Below are 17,128 nucleotides of genomic sequence, written 5' to 3'. Positions count from 1 at the left end.
GTCGCATTTTCTTTGACGCGTCGCATTTTCGGATTTTTTCGTAATTTGCAGACCGCCTTCAAGTCGCTCTGACGGCGCTTTTGCCATCATGCGGGCGCACCTCGCCGCTGATGCCAGACAAAGCGCGTGAGATTGTAGGCGAGAATACCCACGCCGATCTTCGCCTCGGCCCGCGCGATCCGATGATTCGGATAAAGGTGCTCCTGGGTCCATGCTGACGAGCGAAGACATGCTCGATCTTAAAGCGGATCACAGAACGCCGGCCATTGACGCGGATATTCACTCACTCATCGGCCTCCTCTTTGGCTTCTTGCGGTGGATATCCGACGTGAAGCCGTTCCGATCCAACCAGTCATCGTTCTTTTCGATCGGTAAGCGGTATCCGCCCAGACCTTTGAACTCGTATTCTGCCGAGCGAGGACCTCCGTCAGTTCCGCCCCGTCCCAGACGGCGATCGTCGCTAACCAGCCGCGGATGAAGTCGCGACGACGGTCGATCGACACATGGTTCTTGTAGCCGAACGCGGGGACCGCGATGTCGATATGCTGCTGTTTGGTTTCCGCTGCCGGCTTCGTCTTGAAGAACTTCACGGTCCACCGGGCGTCACGATCCTTTTGACGCAGCTTGGCGCCTTTGTTCTTAAGGCTCCCTGCACCTCGCCGGCCTTGATCACAACCTTCTCGTCTTCGGTATTGCGCTGCTTCGATACCGCGACAATCGTCGCGTTCACGAACTAGCCGCCCATCGTCAGTTAGCCGGCCTTCGCGAGATGCTATCAAAGCGAGCGAACAAACTCTTGATCGCACCACGTTCGGAAAGGTGTTCGCGGAACAGGCAGATAGTCTTGGCGTCCGAGACCTTGTCGTCGAGATCGAGCCAGATGAACCGCATGAATGAGAGCCGGTCTTCTATCTGAAACTCGGCCTGATCGTCCGGGAGGTTGTCAAGCATCTGAAGGATCAACACCTCGAACATCCGAACCGGATCGTAGGGCGGTCTGCTGCCCTGCGATCCGTCCGAGCGCTTGAGAGCCTTAGAGAGCGGCTTCCGAAAAACCTTTCCCCGGAATGATCGCGTTCTTCTTGTCAAGAAGATCGCCGGCCTCACTCAGTCAGCCATTGCGCTCATCGATATCCCAGAATTCCAGCTGTTTACATATCCCATCCTCCCAACCCGATCAGGCCGTTGTAATCATAAATCACGACAGGAGGGGTGTTTTTCGAGGGGTTCAATTGAAGTAAGTACACATAATGCAGCTTCAAAATTACCCATCTCTTTTCGATAAACACTCTCTGATTTCTGATATATATTGGCAAGAACGCTCTGCTTCTTACGCTTTTGCAGCATTGAGGATGCTTTCAATTTTTGAAGAAACAATTAAGCGCATCTTATTGTGGTATACACTGAAACTCGCCACCGGCCCATTCGCAGCCGCGAGTGAACCGGAAGAGGGCAGGTTTATTGGATGACCGGCCTTTTAAATTGCTCCGTGGCATTGGCGTAGCCATCGGAACTAACGCCTTCAAACGGTTCGCTACACGCGCGTTCTTGACAATCAACTTCAAGGCTGCCCTACGAGCTGCAATTTGCAGACATACTGCAATCATCTAACGTAACGAAGCATAAAACATATTTTTGGTTTGTAAGATCGACGTGTACGTCGCTGGAATGCGGTGCCTTGGTCCTACAATTAATGGATGTAGGCGACGAGCAGCACGCGGAATGGTCGCGTCGAGAGTATCATCGCAATTTGAAACAGCGGTGAAATAATGCAAATCTTACAAGGATTGATGGAGGCATGGCATCCTGGAGACGGTCAACTTTACTGATTGTATCGGTGGCAGATAGCGGCAATTGATGCACCAACCATACGGCCATCCGACGGCTTCGGAGGTGACCGGTCGCTTCGATAGATTTGCGCCCAGTGCCGCTTTCGCTGTCAACACATAAGACGTAACAGTCATCTATTGCAGCGCATTTTGAACCTTCGCGTAGGTTCGAGTTGAAAGTCGTCGCACAATTGACACATCAAGCACAAATAGATCGTTTGTTGCGGATGGAAGTCAGATCAGGCAGATCGGACTGGAATATACAAGTTCCGAACCAGTTCCTGGTTTCATTCGCCTGGGACACCAACAACGTCCTCCGCTACAAAGATTTTTAGAAGCGGCTGCAAAGAGGTGGAGCACGAAGTGAGGTATTCCGCTGTCGTCGCACTTTCCCTTCCGGCGATGGCGAGCGATACAATTGCAGTGAAAAGCGAAGAACTCATCTGACTTACTCTACTTTTGGGAGTATCGGTCTGTTCTGTCACGCAAGGAACGTGCGCGAGGCACGAGGCATTTGGAATGAACAGAGCGAACACAGTCTACGTCATACAGCCGAAGGTTGATGCCGTTCGAGCGATTGCGGAAGTCGTCGCTGACACCCCAGGGTCGTCTAAAACGCGTTTGTTCTGCCCGGACAGGCATAGCCAGACGGAACTAGCTTCTGTTATTCGCGATCGGGATCTGCCCTATGAGCTTCTTGCATTTGAGAGCGTCGGGGGTGAACATGACGATCTGCTTTACGGGTTCTGCCAAGCTGTCGCAGAAGGCTATTCTGCATGCGTCAGGGAAGAGTGGCGCTGGAGCCACTTCGTGGCACTTCAGGACCGACTCGTTGCGGCACTGCGAGGCCCGTATGTCTTGGAACGTCTTCTGTCCGATGAACCTGATGTAGAGGTCGCGCTCGTTTCGTCGCCCGATGAGACCAGCAATCGTGCACTCTGGGATTTGCTCGCAGCATCCTTCGGCAAGCGCCTGCGCTCGGTCGGTAGTCCTCCCCCGTCCCGGAACGCAGCACAGGAGGTATGGGATGCGATCCAGCGCGGCGGGTTGAGGGGCTACGATGAGACGGCAATCCGTAAACTCGAACGCTCTAAATCGCGTGGCCGGCTTTGTTTGTCGATCGCTACAGGTAATTTGCAATATGTCGGTGTCGCCGCGCCGCTTCTGAATGATCTGACACGCACTTTCGACCTCGTAATATCGAACGCATCGCTAGGCCCTTTTGAGCCGGATTTTCTTAAAAACTACCTTCCAAATCCGGTGAAAAAGCTCGCTCTTGTAGACCTAGTTAAGGTTCCGACCGTAAAGGCCTCTATGGCAGATCTCAAACGCATGCGGGACGTCGGGCGGTCGGCTAGTCGGATCGCAACTGGATATGAACAGATGGAGGATCGTTTCGGACCTGCCCTTCATGACTTCGCGTTGCGCGAATGCATGAGACTAGAACGGCTACACCGCGTTATATGGAGACAGGCAAAAAGGCTGGTGTCGTGTGTTGATGGAGTGATCGTCGTGCCCGGACGGCATCTGCCGTCGAACATCCTGGTTGCCGCCGCCCATGAAGTGGGATTGCCAACGTTCGATGTACAAACAGGCACGATTACCCGGACACGACGCTTTTTAGCCCCGGCGGCCAAGACCGTTTTCGCTCTGAACGATGAGTCAGCGCGGATGTTTGCGCGTCTTGGCAAGAAGGACGGCGTGCTTCCGATCGGCAGCTTCAAAGTTGATCACGATATGGCGCCGTACCGAACGCTGAATAAAGTTGAAGCACGTTCATGTCTTGGGCTCAGCACAGATGGTGACGTATGGCTCTTCGCTTCGCAGCCGCTTGGCGTCAAAACCATCATCACCGTCGCTCGTGTAGTTTGTGATGCAGCGTTGGCTCGCGGTGGTGTCACAGTTTTGATTAAGATGCATCCGAACGAGACCAGCCCGTACCGCCAAGCCTATGATGAACTTGCACGAACATACAACATCGAGATCCTAGTTAATCAGGAAGCGAAGTCTCCTATTGCAATTGTTGCCTCGGACGCTGTTTTTACGCACTTTAGTTCCGTTGCCATCGAGGCTCATGCAATGCAAAAGCCAGCCATCGCTGTAAATCCTTTTGGAAAGCCTCTACCATTCGACCTCGACTCATCAGGAATTGCACCAGAGATATCTTCACCAGAGGAGATAGTTCCAACGCTTAAGCGACTTGCTGCTAATGAATCCGCAGTCGATGTGCTCCGTGATGGTCGAGCTCTAGAGCGCGTCAGGGAAATAATTGCAAACCAGTTGAGGAACGGCAAGCAAAAGCCAAAAGAGCGACAAGGCTCAATTATGAAATGCTATTCGGAGCTCCAATTATCTTACCGTAGATCGCTATCGCCAATAGCGCGGCCCCTCCGAAAGCTGCTTGACCTGTAGCCATCCGTTTGCCCGCCACCGAACAAAAATTGTTTTATAGTCATCATTAGAGGGCTTCAACAGCCGCCATATGCCGTCATGTGAACTGCGCTGGATGCAATGCAATTTTGCGATCTGATCTGCCCCCGATCTTTCATCCTACGGCGATTGGAGCCTTGTCCGTTTCTGCTACTCCGCCGGGCGCGGGTTGAGGTCCGCAGGACGGCGTAGACTTGAAGCGCTCTGATAGCGGAGCGCCGAAGCCGGTTGTGCTGATCGTCTTGGCGAAGTCCGCCGGGGTCAGGTAGCCGAGCGGGGAGCGCGGCCGCCGCGTGTTGAAATCCCGGATCCAGGCGGTGATCGAACTGCGCGCGTGTGGCCGAGGCTGAGGAACAAGCTCTCGTTCAGTCGTTCGTCACGTATGCGGCCATTGAAGCTCTAAATGAAACCGTTCTGCATCGACTTGCCGGGCATGATTTAGTGCCATTCCACTCTATGGTCTTCTGACTAGGCGAGGATCGCGTTCGAGGTGAACTCCGTGCCGTGATCGGAGATAATTCCAGGCTTGCCAGGGCTCGCGATCAACGCTTTTGGTTCGTGGACGACACGGCGACCGGAGGCCGATGTATTGTGGATTGCTGCGAGGCATTCTCGCGTGACATCGTCGACGATGTTGAGAACGCGGAAACGGAGTCCACAGGCAAACTGGTCGTGGACGAAATCCAATGACCAGCGAGCGTTCGGCTTGGCCTCGATGAGGATCGGCGCCCGGGTTCCCACGGCACGCCGCCGGGCACGGCGCTTGCGGACTGCCATCCCTTCCGCGCGATACAGACGATAGATGCGGACGATCAAGGAAGGCTCGCCCTCGCCACGCAGGAGAACGAACAAGCGGCGGTAGCCGAAAAAACGCCGCTCATGGGTCAGATCGCGCAGCTTGCCGCGAAGCTCTCTATCCGGTGGTCTGCGCGACTGGTAGCGAACCATCTTCCGATCGGCACCGACGATCTGGCAGGCCCACCGCTCTGACAGGTCCATCACGGCCCGCAGATGCGAAACGGCTCCGCGTTTGGCGGCGGGCTCTACCATTTTCGCTACAGGGAGACCGTAGGTCGAACGTCGCGGAGCGCGGCTACAATCCAGCATCTGTTCGGCCAGGAACTCTTCAGCTTGGCGTTCTCCTCCTCCAAAGCCTCAAGGCGCTTGGTGTCGGAGACAGCTATGCCGCCGTCTTTGGCCTTCAAGTTGTAAAGCGTCCCCTCGCAGATTCCGTGCCTGCGGGCGAGATCAGCGCCCTTAACACTGGCTTAATACTCATTTCGGCCGTTGATTATCTGCTCGTCCGTAAAAGGCTTTCGCGTCATTTCGGTCGCACTCATCAAGAGCGGAGTCTAATCAAGTGTCGCGACGAAATGAGTGGCAGGTCACCCAGGGGGAAGCAGTCGCTCGCTGTAAAAAGAAACGGCTGCGTGCAATGCTTTCTCCTTTCAAGGTAGAAGATCCGGCGTCTTCGAAACCGGGCCCCTCTATTATTTGCGATTCGGGCAAATGGTATTGTGTAGTGATACAAAAGAAAAAACGAGTGGTGGCAGAGATCACAAATTAAACAATGACATCGACTTAATTGGAGGCGAGTCCCTGCCTCTCCGCCACTAAAATATTGCATGGTCATTTCCTTTCAGCTTAAACGCAAAGCTAATTTCCAGGGTTCGCGGCCTTCGCATTTATTGCAGTGACTAAAACCTTTACGTTCAATGCTATTATCTCAATGTGATGACCTTAGGAATCTGAGTTGAATGTAATGAGCCAGAGGTAGGAGCAGCGCACCTAGCGAGGAGCGTGTGAAATGAGCGCATTCTTAAACAGTTCGTCATAGAACCGTACATTGCCGTAGTCGAAGGTGAATAAAAGCCGATCCTGAGCGGTGCGCTGGACCACCCGTTCGAAGTGTCCTCGAATCCTGTCGCGCGATTAGTCGATGAGGCCGAACGGTTAGGCGCCCTACGCCGTATTCTGGATCAATTAGCCGCCGCATGCGTTATCGCACCCTGGCGCATTGCGTCCTACCCATTGCCGGAGATCAATCGATATTGTTCGTGCCATGCCTGCTTTATATCGGCCCGACAGATTGAATCGCGAACCGCAGTCTGAATTTACCGACGCGGAAAACATAGAATTGCACGAATTCGGACCACAAGGTCAGCTCAAAATACATAGAAGAAGCAAGTTTCGGGTATTCGTTCGCGATCCACGCTTGACATTTACGTCGCATCGGACCACGTGCTTCAGCCGCAGCGGTAATTTGCTTCGCGAATATTCAAGCATTCGGTTAGCATTGATTTCTTTTTTGCTATCCAGGAGCTGTAGGCTTGGACGCTTTCATGAGCAAACGCGGCAGATCTAATTTCGAGGGTACAACGTGTTAGATATCAAGCAACTTTGCATACTTGAAGATGCGACAATTCGAGAAGCAATCGAAAGCATCGATCATGCCGGTCGGCAAGTCGCATTTGTAATCTCGTCCAATGGGCGGCTTGTCGCTATGGTCACCGACGGTGACTTGCGGCGGGGTTTTCTGCAGGGCGTTTCGCTCGAGGACCCAGTAAACCGAATAATGCAGTCAGACTTTATTTCTGCCCCATCACGCAAAGATGCCGCGCGGCTTATGCGTGAAAAAAACGTCCATCATATGCCAATCATTGACGCGGACGGTTTTCTATTTGATGTCGCCTTTCTAGATGACTTTTCGACTCTTCAATCTAGAGAGACTGAGGTGATATTGATGGCTGGAGGTCTTGGAAAACGGCTGAGGCCGCTGACTGAAACAATGCCGAAACCTATGTTGCCGGTTGGAGGTCGGCCGCTACTCGAGATCATCCTTAGAAATTTTACGGATCAAGGCTTCCGTAATTTTACGATATGCCTCAACTATATGGCCAACGTTGTCCGTGACTATTTCGGCGATGGCTCAGCATTTGACTCCTCAATTACCTACGTCCAAGAAGAGGAGGCTTTAGGGACAGCTGGCGCGCTTACATTATTGCCTGAGCGCCCAAGCCGGCCCTTTATTATCATGAACGGTGATTTGCTTACGACACTGCACTTTGAATCGGTCATCCGTTTTCATGACGAGCACTTGGCAGATGCAACTCTCTGCGCCAGGGAACATCTCGTGCAGATACCATATGGTGTAGTGCGGAGCGACGACGCCCGGTTGCTTTCTATTGAAGAGAAGCCAACTATATCTCAGTATGTCAACGCTGGTATCTACGTCCTCTCTCCCAATTCTCTTGAGTTGTTGGCGTATAGAGAGCATGCCGACATGACACAATTATTCGACCGCATATTGGAGCGAAATATGAAAGCGGTGGTTTTTCCTATGCGCGAATATTGGATCGATGTCGGGCAAATCGGCGATCTACAGAAGGCGCGCAGCGACTTCCGCAAAGAATAGACGGTTTCTGATGGAATTTTGTGTGGTAAAAATTATCGAAAATAAGTATTTCTGCGACCGAAGGGAGAGCCTCTCAGTTGTTTATTTTCCGTTAATTCGGAATGTATATTTGGTCGAATCGGTAAATCGCTCGTAACAGGGCATTTAATCTCCACGCCGAAAAACAGCGACGTGTTGAAGTAGGAGTGCCGCTTTCCGGGCTTCAAGGAGAAAGTTATCTCGATGTACGGCGGCCGCATGACTAACTGAGATTGTCAGTCATTTCCATGGTCTCTGATGCGCCGATGTCTCGTCGGACCTGATCCCGGCGGCGATGGATGCGGTTCTGGACAGGGTTGTCCCCTGATGGGCCCAGTCGATCCAGCCGGTTTATTCCCTGGTTTTCCCCGATAAGATTAGGGATAAAGGTCTCGTTCGCAACAAGGCGGTTCATATTGCTTTCGGGGTTCTTGACGACGGCAGAAAAGAGACCCACTGACTTCTGGCAGAAGCAGAACGAGGGCGCTAAGTTCTGGCTGCATCTCGCAAACGAGATGAAAGCCGGTGAAGTCGACGAGGTCCTCCAGGTATTGACGGCCTGAAGGCCTCTCCAGAAGCAATCACCGGCGTTTCCTGAACGCTACGGTTAAAACCTGGATCGTCCATGTCCTGCGTCACAAACTCGACTTCATGTCCTACAAGAGCGGCAAGCCCGTTGCCATAGCGCGGGAAGACATCCACCCAGCTACCACCGATGCAGCGACCGCTGAATAATAGAAGACCCAACGGCGCTCGAACACGCCGAGCGGGCCCTGAGACACGTGGCGATTGGCCAAAGCTCGCGAAAGGGCTACGGCGAGGTCGTGCCGTTCATCGCATTCGCGAAGAGATTAGGCCCAATGGACGAAGGGTAGCCATAGTTTGACTGCGGCGATGGAGACGAAGCCGAGATAGGGTTCTCTGGTTTCGTCGTGTCGTGTGGCGACCCGCCGCCAGTTCTTGAGTTTGTAAAACAGGCGCGCGACGAGATTGCGCCATTTGTACTTCTCAGCGTCATGCGACGACGGATCGATCCGGTTCCGCTTGGCGGGAATAACCGCCTCGATGTTCGCCACTCGCAATTCCTTACGCACCCCGGCTGCGTCCTACGTCGTATCCCTTCCCTTATCGGCTAAAAGCGCTTCGATCCGATCGTCGATCATGCGCATCAACGGGCCGAAGCCGATGACGTCGTGTGTCTGGCCCGGTGGCAGGAGAAAGCCGAGCGGGCGCCCTTTGCCGTCGCACCACGCGTGGAGCTTCGAGGTGAAGTCGACCTGCGATCGGCCGAGCGCTTAGGTTTTCTAAGTCCCTTTCATGGATGGTCCGCCCCTCAGGCTCCCGTGTAGGGTTGCCGATGTCTGGATAGGAAGGAGCGAACTGTGAACATCATGATTCTGGGCATTGATCTCGGCAAGAACAGCTGCAACCTCGTTGGCTTCGACGAAGGTGGAACCATGGTCCTGAGGCGTCGGGTGTGGCGTGAGAACTTGATTGCCTTCACCGCCAAGCTTCCTCCTGCGTAATTGCGATGGAAGCCTGCTATGGCGCTCATCACGCTGGCCGGGCGATGCAGGCGCAAGGCCGTGACATCCGCATGATGTTGCCGGAATACGTTCGGCCTTACGTGGAGGCCTAGAAAATGACGACCGCGATGCCGAGGCGATCGCGGAAGCTGCGACACGACCGACCATGCGGTTCGTCGCTCTCAAGAGCGAAGAGCAACTAGACGTTCAAACCCTGCACCGGGTGCGCGACAGGCTCGTCGGCGACCGCACACCACTGACGAACCAGATCCGAAGCCTGCTTCTGGAGCGCGGTAATGTCGTCGCTCAAAGGCATGTAAAGTTGCGTTTGCGGTTGGAAGTATTGCTCGAGGGCGAGACCGATAGGCTCGGTGTCCGCATGAGCTTCCTGCTGGCGGACATGAGAAAGCGCTGGGACGAATTGGACGGGCGGATCGCCGCCTTCGACGCGGAATTCGTCTCAATGTCCAAAAGCGATGAACGCGCCAAACGGCTGACGACGATTCCGGGCATTGGTCCTCTCAACGCCACGGCGCTTGTGGCCGCCATGGGAGCCGCCGCGACTTTTGTGAAGGGACGCGACCTAGCGGCCTGGCTCGGCCTCGTTCCGCGACAGGTGACGACCGGCGGACGGCCCAAGCTTCTGGGATCACTAAGCGCGGTTCCAAATACTGCGCAAGATGCTGATCCAGGGTGCCCAAGCGGCAATGCCGGTCTTGCGGGCGTCGGACACGGCCGTCGGATCGTGGCTGCGCGGACTTCTGGCGAGGACGCATCCCAACACCGCCGTGGTCGCGCTTGCGGCGAAGATGGCGCGGACCGTCTGGGCGCTACTTCGTCACGCTTGTTCTTACGAGGAGCGACCGCAAACGATCTGATGAAATTGGCCTCGATTTCCGTGCCGGAGCCAACGAGCTGCGAGCGGTGAAAGGAAGATGGCCTGACAGTCGATCGGCGCTCTCAAAACCTCCGGTGCAAGATGGCTCTCCGAAGCCGGCCCTTTTATGAGGATCAGAACGCGCGGATCTCCATCTTGGCGGCGGCACGACCGACATGCCGGATACGTTTTTGCAGACTGCTCACGCCTTCAATCGGAAACCACTTGCAACAGGGGCGGGCCATACGTTTACGCCCACCGCGCAGTGATGAGCGCGCACGACAGTGGAATCGACCATGTCGGCCGATCGCTCTCGATCCGCCATCTCCGCCAGCGTTTCGAGCATCGCATCGAACAGGCCGGTTTCGAGCCAAAGGCGATAACGCCGGAAGACGCTGTTCCATTTGCCGTATTCATCGGGCAGATGCCGCCATTGCGGCCCGGTCCGGGCAAGCCACCTCATGCCTTCGAAGAAACGGCGGTTATCGTGTGAGGGTCGGCATCCGCGCCCGCGCTCCGCAGGCAGGAGAGGCTCGATGATCGCACAGTCTTATTAGATATTTCGATGCGCTCGCCCAAAACTGCCTCCAAATGGCAGTCTCTATCGACCAAGCGAAAGCGCGTCGACCTTTGTTCACGTAGCCTAAGGACCCTGGGTCCCTGCGGCGGCCAAGGGCAGCCTCCTTAGTCCCTAATATCCTCGCACACACACTGGGTTTCCGATAGTCCCAACAAACGCGACGATTTAGAGCAAATCCATCTTGATCCGGCTCATATCTGACGGCGATGAAGTAATTGGCACATTCGTCGGTTTGGGAGAGCGGAAGGACGGTGCCGACAGCGTCTCAGAGCCAGTCGACTGAGCGCTCGGCTCATGCCCGCGGAAGTGACTTGAAACTGGTAAAGGCCATCTCGATCGGATTGAAGTCGAGATCGTAGGGCGGTAAATAAAGCAGCGTGGCACCTGCGCGCTCGATCACCGATCGTACGCTCTCGGCCTGTAGCGCCGGAAGATCATTTATGGTCACGATGTCACCTGGGATAAGCGTCGGCACGAGCACCTGTTCGACGTAGGCCTACAAGGCGATATCGTGTGCGGCGCTGTACAGAACCATGGGCGCAGTCATTCCCGTCAGTCGCAGCGCGCCGGTGAAGGTCGTCGTCTTCCAGTAACAGTGAGGGATCTCCGCCCGGTAACGCTCGCCGCAAGGCGCCCGACCGCGAGCGGGCTATATTGGTCGACAGTCCCATCTCATCAATGAACACCAAGCGTGCGGGATCGAGATCGGGCTGGCTTTAAGCCAGGCTCGGCGTCGACCCAGGAGGTCGGCTCGCTCTTGCTCCAGCGCGTGTGCGATCTTTTTTGAAGGCCCAGCCGCGGCGGTAGAGCCAGACGCTCATAGTACTGCACCTAATTCGAACTCCCACTTCGTCGACGAGACGCTTAACCATCTCGTCGAGCGTGACGTCCTTCTGCTCCTCAATCATCCCGACGATGAAAGCTTCATGCGAATCAAGAGCCGAACCGCGCCGCCAACCTTGCAGCTGTGGCGTTCGCTCACAAACCTTCGCGCGCCCGACCTAACGGATTGCCGTCGAGATGCCGACCCCGGCCTGGGCTGCAGCCTGACGTGCGGGCATCCCGTCCGAAGATGCGTTCAGAACCCGTGAACGCAAATCTTCGCTCAACGCTCTGCCCACCATTCACCTCCTTCATGGAGAGATTTTGAAACAGGTGCCGCTCCAAAAATTACTTCGCATTCAATTCATCGATCAAAAGATATCCTCTAGCGCTATGCACTGTGTGCTTAACTCAGGATACACCAAAACTGAACGGTGATCGGCATGGCACGTGGAACAGTCGGCGTTATCGCCGTTGGGTCGAAACCGGCTTGTGCGATGCGATACCGGAAACGCTTGCCGCGATGGCGGAGCAAGAGCAGTCGGCCGACATGCTCGACCCCACGGTCGTACGTGCTCATCTTTGCGCAGTCGACGTAAGAAGCGACTTTTGGAAACTAGGCGCTCGGTCGCCTGCGTGGTGGCTTCACCTCGGAGCATCGCGCGCGGTGCGATGAAAATGGACGGCCGCGCGGCTCGGTCTTCATCGCGTCAGCCAAGCTATCGCTACCCATTGGCCACCAAACTCAGACCGTGAGCGTTGTCATCGGAGGATCCGATCAAACGATGCCGCCCCCACCGCCTTTGACCTCAGGGCGCTCGATGGCGACCTTTTTGCGGTAGCCGCTGGCGCGATACGCGGCGATTGGATCGATCGCGCCCCCATCCATTATCCGAGCCTTCGCGAGGATCGACGTAACGTCCGTTCGGAAAGCCTGTTTCAGGCATTCGGACGCCATCATTGGATCGTTCGCATCCTGATATTCTCGTAGCGCGACCCGATCGACGAGAAGCGCCTGCGCATAGGCCCGGCGAATTTCGTCTGCGGAGCGAATAAGGCTTTCGATCGGATCGGTCACGTTGTGCGACTGGTCGATCATGTGTGCCGGATCAAGACGTTCCAGCGCTTCGCCTGCCTCGATCAGTTCGTTAAACACGAGGAATAGCCGGAACGGATCGATCGAGCCCGTGTCGAGATCGTCGTCGCCATATTTCGAGTCGTTGAAATGGAAGCCGCCGAGCTTTCTGGCGAAGATCAGCCGCGAGACGATCTGCTCGATATTCACGTTCGGCGCGTGGTGGCCGAGGTCGACGAGGCAGTAGGCTTTCGGCCCGAGCTCCTGCGCGATGAGGAGGTTCGTGCCCCAGTCCTGCACGATCGTCGAATAGAAGGCCGGCTCGTACATCTTGTGTTCGGTGAAGATGCGCCAATCCTCGGGGAGGGCGCCGTAGATTGCCTTCGCCGATTCAAGATAGCGCTCGAAGCTGCGCAAAAGGTCGACCTGGCCCGGAAAGTTTGAGCCATCACCGATCCAGACGGTGATTGCGGTCGATCCGATCGCTTGGCCGAATTCGATAACGTCGAGATTGTGCTCGACCGCCTGTCTCCGCACCGCCTCGTCGGCATGGCTGAGTGATCCGAACTTGTAGGAGAGCGGCTGTTTCGGATCGTCGGGATGATCCTGAAACGTGTTCGAGTTCATGGCATCGAAGGAGAGTTTGAGGCTTTGCGCCTTATCTTTCAGCGCCGCCGGGTCGGTGCGGTCCCACGGAATATGCAGCGAGACCGAGGGAGTCGAACGGCCGAGCTGATGGATCACGGCGCAGTCGTCGAGCTTTTCCATGATGCCGCGCGGCTCGCCAGGGCCAGGAAAGCGGGCGAACCGCGTACCACCGGTGCCCACACCCCAGGAGGGGACCGCGACGGTGAAATCGCGCACCGCCTTGACGATGGTGTCGATCGCAACGCCGCACCTTTCGAGCTGTTCGCCAAGGGCCGCAAAATCCGCCTCGAAGCCTGTGCTTCGCTCGGCGTTATCGCTTTCGATTACCGAAGGATCGATCGGCATGTCGGTCATGGGCTGAAACTCTTAAGTGGCCCTAGGCGAGGGAAAGTATAGGGCGTTAGCGTGTGAAGGACTGCGCGTTGCCCGCGTCGACATTCATGATGTTACCCGTCGATTTTGCCGAGGCATCGCCCACGAGGAAGGCGACGGCCTCCGCGACATCCGAAGGCAGGACCGAGCGCTTCAGCATGGAGCGCTTGCGGTAGTGCTCCTCCAGTTCGTCCGGTGCCATCTTGTAGGCAGCGGCGCGCTGCTCGCGCCATTCGCCGGTCCAGATCTTCGAGCCCTGCAGCACGGCATCTGGATTGACGACATTGACGCGGATGCCGGCCTCCGCACCCTCCAGCGCCAGGCATCGGGCGAGGTGGATCTCGGCGGCCTTCGCCGTGCAATAGGCGGCGGCATTGGGTGAGGCGGCGAGGCCATTTTTCGAGGCGATGAAGACCACGGCGCCACCGAGCTTCTGGCGACGGAACATGCGGAAGGCTTCGCGCGAGGCGAGGAAATAGCCGGTGCCGAGGATATCGATGTTCCGGTTCCACATCGAAAGCTCGGTCTCTTCGATGGGCGCGGAGGACGAGATGCCGGCATTGGAGACGAGAATGTCGACGCCGCCATAGTCGACGGCCATGCGCGCGAACCCGTCTGCGACTGCCTGTTCGCTCGTCACGTCGACGGTGACGGACCGCACCAGATCGCCGCCGAAAAGCCCTGCGAGGTCGGACGTCGCCCGCTCCAGCGCCCCTTCGTCGATATCGGCGAGGACGACGCAGGCGCCGTCGGTTAGGAGCCGTTCGGCCGTCGCCCGGCCGATGCCGCCGCCGCCGCCGGTGATGAAGGCGACGCGGCCGGCAAGCGCCTTCGGCTTCGGCATGCGCTGGAGCTTTGCCTCCTCCAAGAGCCAATATTCGATGTCGAAGGCTTCCTGTTCGGGGAGGCCCCGATAGGTGCCGATCGCCGAGGCGCCGCGCATGACGTTGATCGCGTTGACGTAGAATTCGCCGGCGATCCGCGCCGTCGCCTTGTCCTTGGCAAAGGTGATCATGCCGACGCCGGGGACGAGATAGACCACGGGATTGGGATCGCGCATCGCCGGGCTGTCGGGATGCTTGCAGGTCTCGTAATAACGCGCGTAGTCCTCGCGATAGGATGCGATGGAGGCGTCGAGATCGGAGATACGCGTATCGACGTCGCCGGCCGGGCCAAGGACGAGGACGAGCGGCCGGATCTTCGTGCGCAGGAAATGGTCTGGGCAGGAAGTGCCGAGCGGTGCGAGGTCGCCGAGTTTCTTGGAGCCGACAAACTCGAGAACGGTCTGGCTGTCGTCGAAATGGCCGATCTTGCGCTCGTCTTGGCCGATCCGAGCGCGGATCTCCGGCATCAGCCGCGCGGCTACGGCGCGGCGTTCGTTTTCGTCCAGAGACTTGCGAACGAGACCGCCGAAGGCCGACTGGCCGGCTGTCTTTTCGTCAAGAAAGGCGATGGCCTTATTGATGATGCGGAGCGTCGTCTCGTAGCAGTCGCGGCCGGTATCTCCCCATGTGAAGAGACCGTGGCTCTCGAGGACAACGCCCTTGGCGTCCGGGTTTTCCTCCGCAAAAGCGGAAAGCTCCAGCCCGAGTTCAAAGCCTGGCCGGCGCCAGCCGAGCCAGCCGATCTCTTCGCCGTAGACCTCGCGGGTCAGCTCACGGCTCGTCGACGTCGCGGCGATCGCGATGACGGCGTCGGGATGCATGTGGTCGACATGGATATAGGGCAGATAGGCGTGCAGCGGCGTATCGATGGAGGCCGCGCGGGGATTGAGCGCGAAGGTGCAGTGCGGCAGATAGCCGACCATCTCGTCCTCGTGCTCGACGCCGCGATAGAGGCCTTTCAGCGCTTCGAGCTTATCCTGATAGAGCGTCGCGAAGCCGTCTCGCTTCATCGTGCCGACGTCGCCGCCCGAGCCCTTCACCCATAGAACCGTGACGTCCTCGCCGGAGAGCGGGTCCTTCTCTGTCACCTTCGCCGAGGTGTTGCCGCCGCCGTAATTGGTGATCCGCTTGTCCGCACCAAGAAGGTTCGAGCGGTAGAGAAGCCGGCCGGGTTCGTCGAGGGTCGATGCATGGGTCTCGTCCCAGAGCGAAGGCAGGAGCCCGGACCCGTTCGTCTCCGGATGTGTCGGCATCGTAAACCTCTTCGAAGCGATATTCGCGCGCAGCATTTGCCAAAACAGCATTCAAGTCAACGAATTCAATCATAAATCATCATTGTGCATCGCAATATGATTGAAAATGATCAAAATTGATTGACAACCATTCGGGGTTCGGCCAGCATCCGGAGTGGGAGAAACGCCGGATATGCACGAGCGCGAAAGACAGAGGATCATCCTCAGCGTGGTTCAGGCCCGCTCGGTTGCGACCGTGCAGGAGCTCGCCCGGCTGACGGAGGCGTCGGAAGCGACGACCCGCCGGGATATCGCCGCGCTCGCGCTGCGGAAGAAGCTGAAACGTGTGCGCGGCGGTGCGGAAGCTATGGAAGCCGCGCCCTTCGGCGAGGTTTCGAGCCTGCCGTTCGAAACCGCCCGTACGATCAAGGAAAGTGAGAAGAGCGCGATCGCGAAGGAAGCCGCACGGCTCTGCGGGGAGGGTGATGCGATCATCATCAATGGCGGGACGACCACGTTCCAGATGGTGCATCACTTCGCCGGTATCCGACTTCAGGTGCTGACCAATTCCTTCTCGGTCGCGACTCATCTCACCGAGCATTCCGAATGCACTGTGATGGTGCCGGCCGGCGCGATCTATCGCGATCAGGCCCTGATCCTCAGCCCTTTCGAGAACGATGGGATCGCGCATTTCCGAGCGCGGCGGATGTTCATGGGGGCGCAGGGGATCTCCCCCTTTGGCATCGCGGAAACCGACCCTCTGATCATCCAGTCCGAACAGCGGCTGATGCGCCAAGCCGACGAACTCGTTTTGCTCGTCGATTCCTCAAAATTTTGCCACCCGTCGAGCATGATCATCGCGCCGCTCGAGCGGGCGCATGTCGTGATCACCGACGGCGGTGTCTCCGACAAGGACGCAGCGATGGTCGAGGCCGCCGGTGTGCGGCTCATCGTGGCCAAGGCTTCCCAGGAAGGGAGCGTTCGCGATGTCGCCTGATCTTTCCGAGAAGGCCGGCTTTGAACGGTATGCCTTCCGCATGGCGCTCAATTCAGGCATGGCGGACGAGTATCGCCGGCGCCACGACGAGATCTGGCCGGAACTGGTCGAGTTGCTACGTGACGCTGGCGTCCGGGATTATTCGATCTTCCTCGATCCTGAGACAAATGCCCTCTTCGGCATCCTCTCGCGGCCGCACGACCATGGCATGGACGACCTGCCGAACCAGCCGGTGATGCGGCGCTGGTGGGCGACGATGGCCGACATCATGAGAACCAAACCCGACAATGAACCCGTCGCTGTGCCGCTCCAGCCCCTGTTCCATATGGATTGAAGCCGATGGAGCGTCCGATCCGAAACGTCGCCGTCATCGATATCGGCAAGACGAACGCCAAGCTGGTGTTGCACGACCTCGAAACCGGC

Annotated in this window: 8 protein-coding genes and 6 pseudogenes; 6 read left to right on the top strand and 8 right to left on the bottom strand. The window is 57.0% G+C overall.

Features of this window, described 5'->3' with window-relative positions:
• Positions 1-86: 86 nt before the first annotated feature.
• Positions 87-1,111, bottom strand: a pseudogene (locus FP2506_RS18390) (IS5 family transposase).
• Between the two features lie 1,237 nt (positions 1,112-2,348).
• On the opposite strand from FP2506_RS18390, the gene FP2506_RS10950 reads away from it, so the two are divergent.
• Positions 2,349-4,241 carry a hypothetical protein gene (locus tag FP2506_RS10950; RefSeq protein ID WP_040489097.1) on the top strand — a complete coding sequence of 631 codons (1,893 nt, stop codon included), beginning with the start codon at positions 2,349-2,351 and terminating at the stop codon, positions 4,239-4,241.
• 133 nt (positions 4,242-4,374) lie between these two features.
• Here the strand turns inward: FP2506_RS10950 and FP2506_RS10945 are convergent.
• Positions 4,375-5,584 (bottom strand): annotated as a pseudogene (locus FP2506_RS10945) (IS3 family transposase).
• Between the two features lie 1,055 nt (positions 5,585-6,639).
• On the opposite strand from FP2506_RS10945, the gene FP2506_RS10940 reads away from it, so the two are divergent.
• Entirely contained in the window at positions 6,640-7,674 is a 1,035-nt protein-coding gene (locus FP2506_RS10940) for a nucleotidyltransferase family protein (RefSeq protein ID WP_007067543.1), read from the top strand.
• Between the two features lie 358 nt (positions 7,675-8,032).
• Entirely contained in the window at positions 8,033-8,152 is a 120-nt protein-coding gene (locus tag FP2506_RS19515; protein ID WP_148227683.1) for a transposase, read from the top strand.
• 391 nt (positions 8,153-8,543) lie between these two features.
• Here FP2506_RS19515 and FP2506_RS18745 read toward each other — a convergent pair whose 3' ends face one another.
• Together FP2506_RS18745 and FP2506_RS19510 are read right to left on the bottom strand one after the other, a co-directional pair.
• Complete coding sequence (locus tag FP2506_RS18745) at positions 8,544-8,768, bottom strand: transposase (RefSeq protein WP_007067541.1); 225 nt, start codon at positions 8,766-8,768, stop codon at positions 8,544-8,546.
• A 30-nt stretch (positions 8,769-8,798) separates the two neighbouring features.
• Positions 8,799-8,948: pseudogene (locus tag FP2506_RS19510) on the bottom strand (IS5 family transposase); the annotation flags it as partial.
• 126 nt (positions 8,949-9,074) lie between these two features.
• Here FP2506_RS19510 and FP2506_RS10925 point away from each other — a divergent pair.
• Positions 9,075-10,096, top strand: a pseudogene (locus FP2506_RS10925) (IS110 family RNA-guided transposase).
• A 374-nt stretch (positions 10,097-10,470) separates the two neighbouring features.
• Here FP2506_RS10925 and FP2506_RS19505 read toward each other — a convergent pair.
• The 4 genes and pseudogenes from FP2506_RS19505 to FP2506_RS10900 all read right to left on the bottom strand — a co-directional run.
• Positions 10,471-10,585, bottom strand: a pseudogene (locus tag FP2506_RS19505) (transposase); the annotation flags it as partial.
• Between the two features lie 274 nt (positions 10,586-10,859).
• Positions 10,860-11,796, bottom strand: a pseudogene (locus FP2506_RS18375) (IS630 family transposase); the annotation flags it as partial.
• A 479-nt stretch (positions 11,797-12,275) separates the two neighbouring features.
• Entirely contained in the window at positions 12,276-13,574 is a 1,299-nt protein-coding gene (gene rhaI / locus FP2506_RS10905) for an L-rhamnose catabolism isomerase (RefSeq protein ID WP_007067535.1), read from the bottom strand.
• A 46-nt stretch (positions 13,575-13,620) separates the two neighbouring features.
• Positions 13,621-15,729, bottom strand: coding sequence for a bifunctional rhamnulose-1-phosphate aldolase/short-chain dehydrogenase (locus tag FP2506_RS10900; protein WP_040489771.1), 2,109 nt, complete (start codon positions 15,727-15,729; stop codon positions 13,621-13,623).
• A 172-nt stretch (positions 15,730-15,901) separates the two neighbouring features.
• Between FP2506_RS10900 and FP2506_RS10895 the strand changes: the two genes are divergently transcribed.
• A complete protein-coding gene (locus tag FP2506_RS10895) occupies positions 15,902-16,705 on the top strand; it encodes a DeoR/GlpR family DNA-binding transcription regulator (protein ID WP_007067533.1) in 804 nt (267 codons plus the stop codon).
• The gene (gene rhaM / locus FP2506_RS10890) at positions 16,695-17,039 is read left to right on the top strand and encodes an L-rhamnose mutarotase (RefSeq protein ID WP_007067532.1); all 345 of its coding nucleotides are present in this window, start codon (positions 16,695-16,697) and stop codon (positions 17,037-17,039) included. Before FP2506_RS10895 ends, rhaM begins: the two co-directional genes overlap by 11 nt.
• Positions 17,040-17,128: the final 89 nt, after the last annotated feature.

This window comes from Fulvimarina pelagi HTCC2506, assembly GCF_000153705.1.
Lineage (GTDB): Bacteria > Pseudomonadota > Alphaproteobacteria > Rhizobiales > Rhizobiaceae > Fulvimarina > Fulvimarina pelagi.
The sequence above is the reverse complement of the archived record's forward strand: the minus strand, read 5'-3'. Positions and strand labels throughout refer to the sequence as shown.

Bases quoted from the DNA above. Each gene is read 5' to 3' on its own strand.
- FP2506_RS10950 (WP_040489097.1), top strand. From the start codon at position 2,349: ATGAACAGAGCGAACACAGTCTACGTCATACAGCCGAAGGTTGATGCC.
- rhaI (WP_007067535.1), bottom strand. From the start codon at position 13,574: ATGACCGACATGCCGATCGATCCTTCGGTAATCGAAAGCGATAACGCC.
- FP2506_RS10900 (WP_040489771.1), bottom strand. From the start codon at position 15,729: ATGCCGACACATCCGGAGACGAACGGGTCCGGGCTCCTGCCTTCGCTC.
- FP2506_RS10895 (WP_007067533.1), top strand. From the start codon at position 15,902: ATGCACGAGCGCGAAAGACAGAGGATCATCCTCAGCGTGGTTCAGGCC.
- rhaM (WP_007067532.1), top strand. From the start codon at position 16,695: ATGTCGCCTGATCTTTCCGAGAAGGCCGGCTTTGAACGGTATGCCTTC.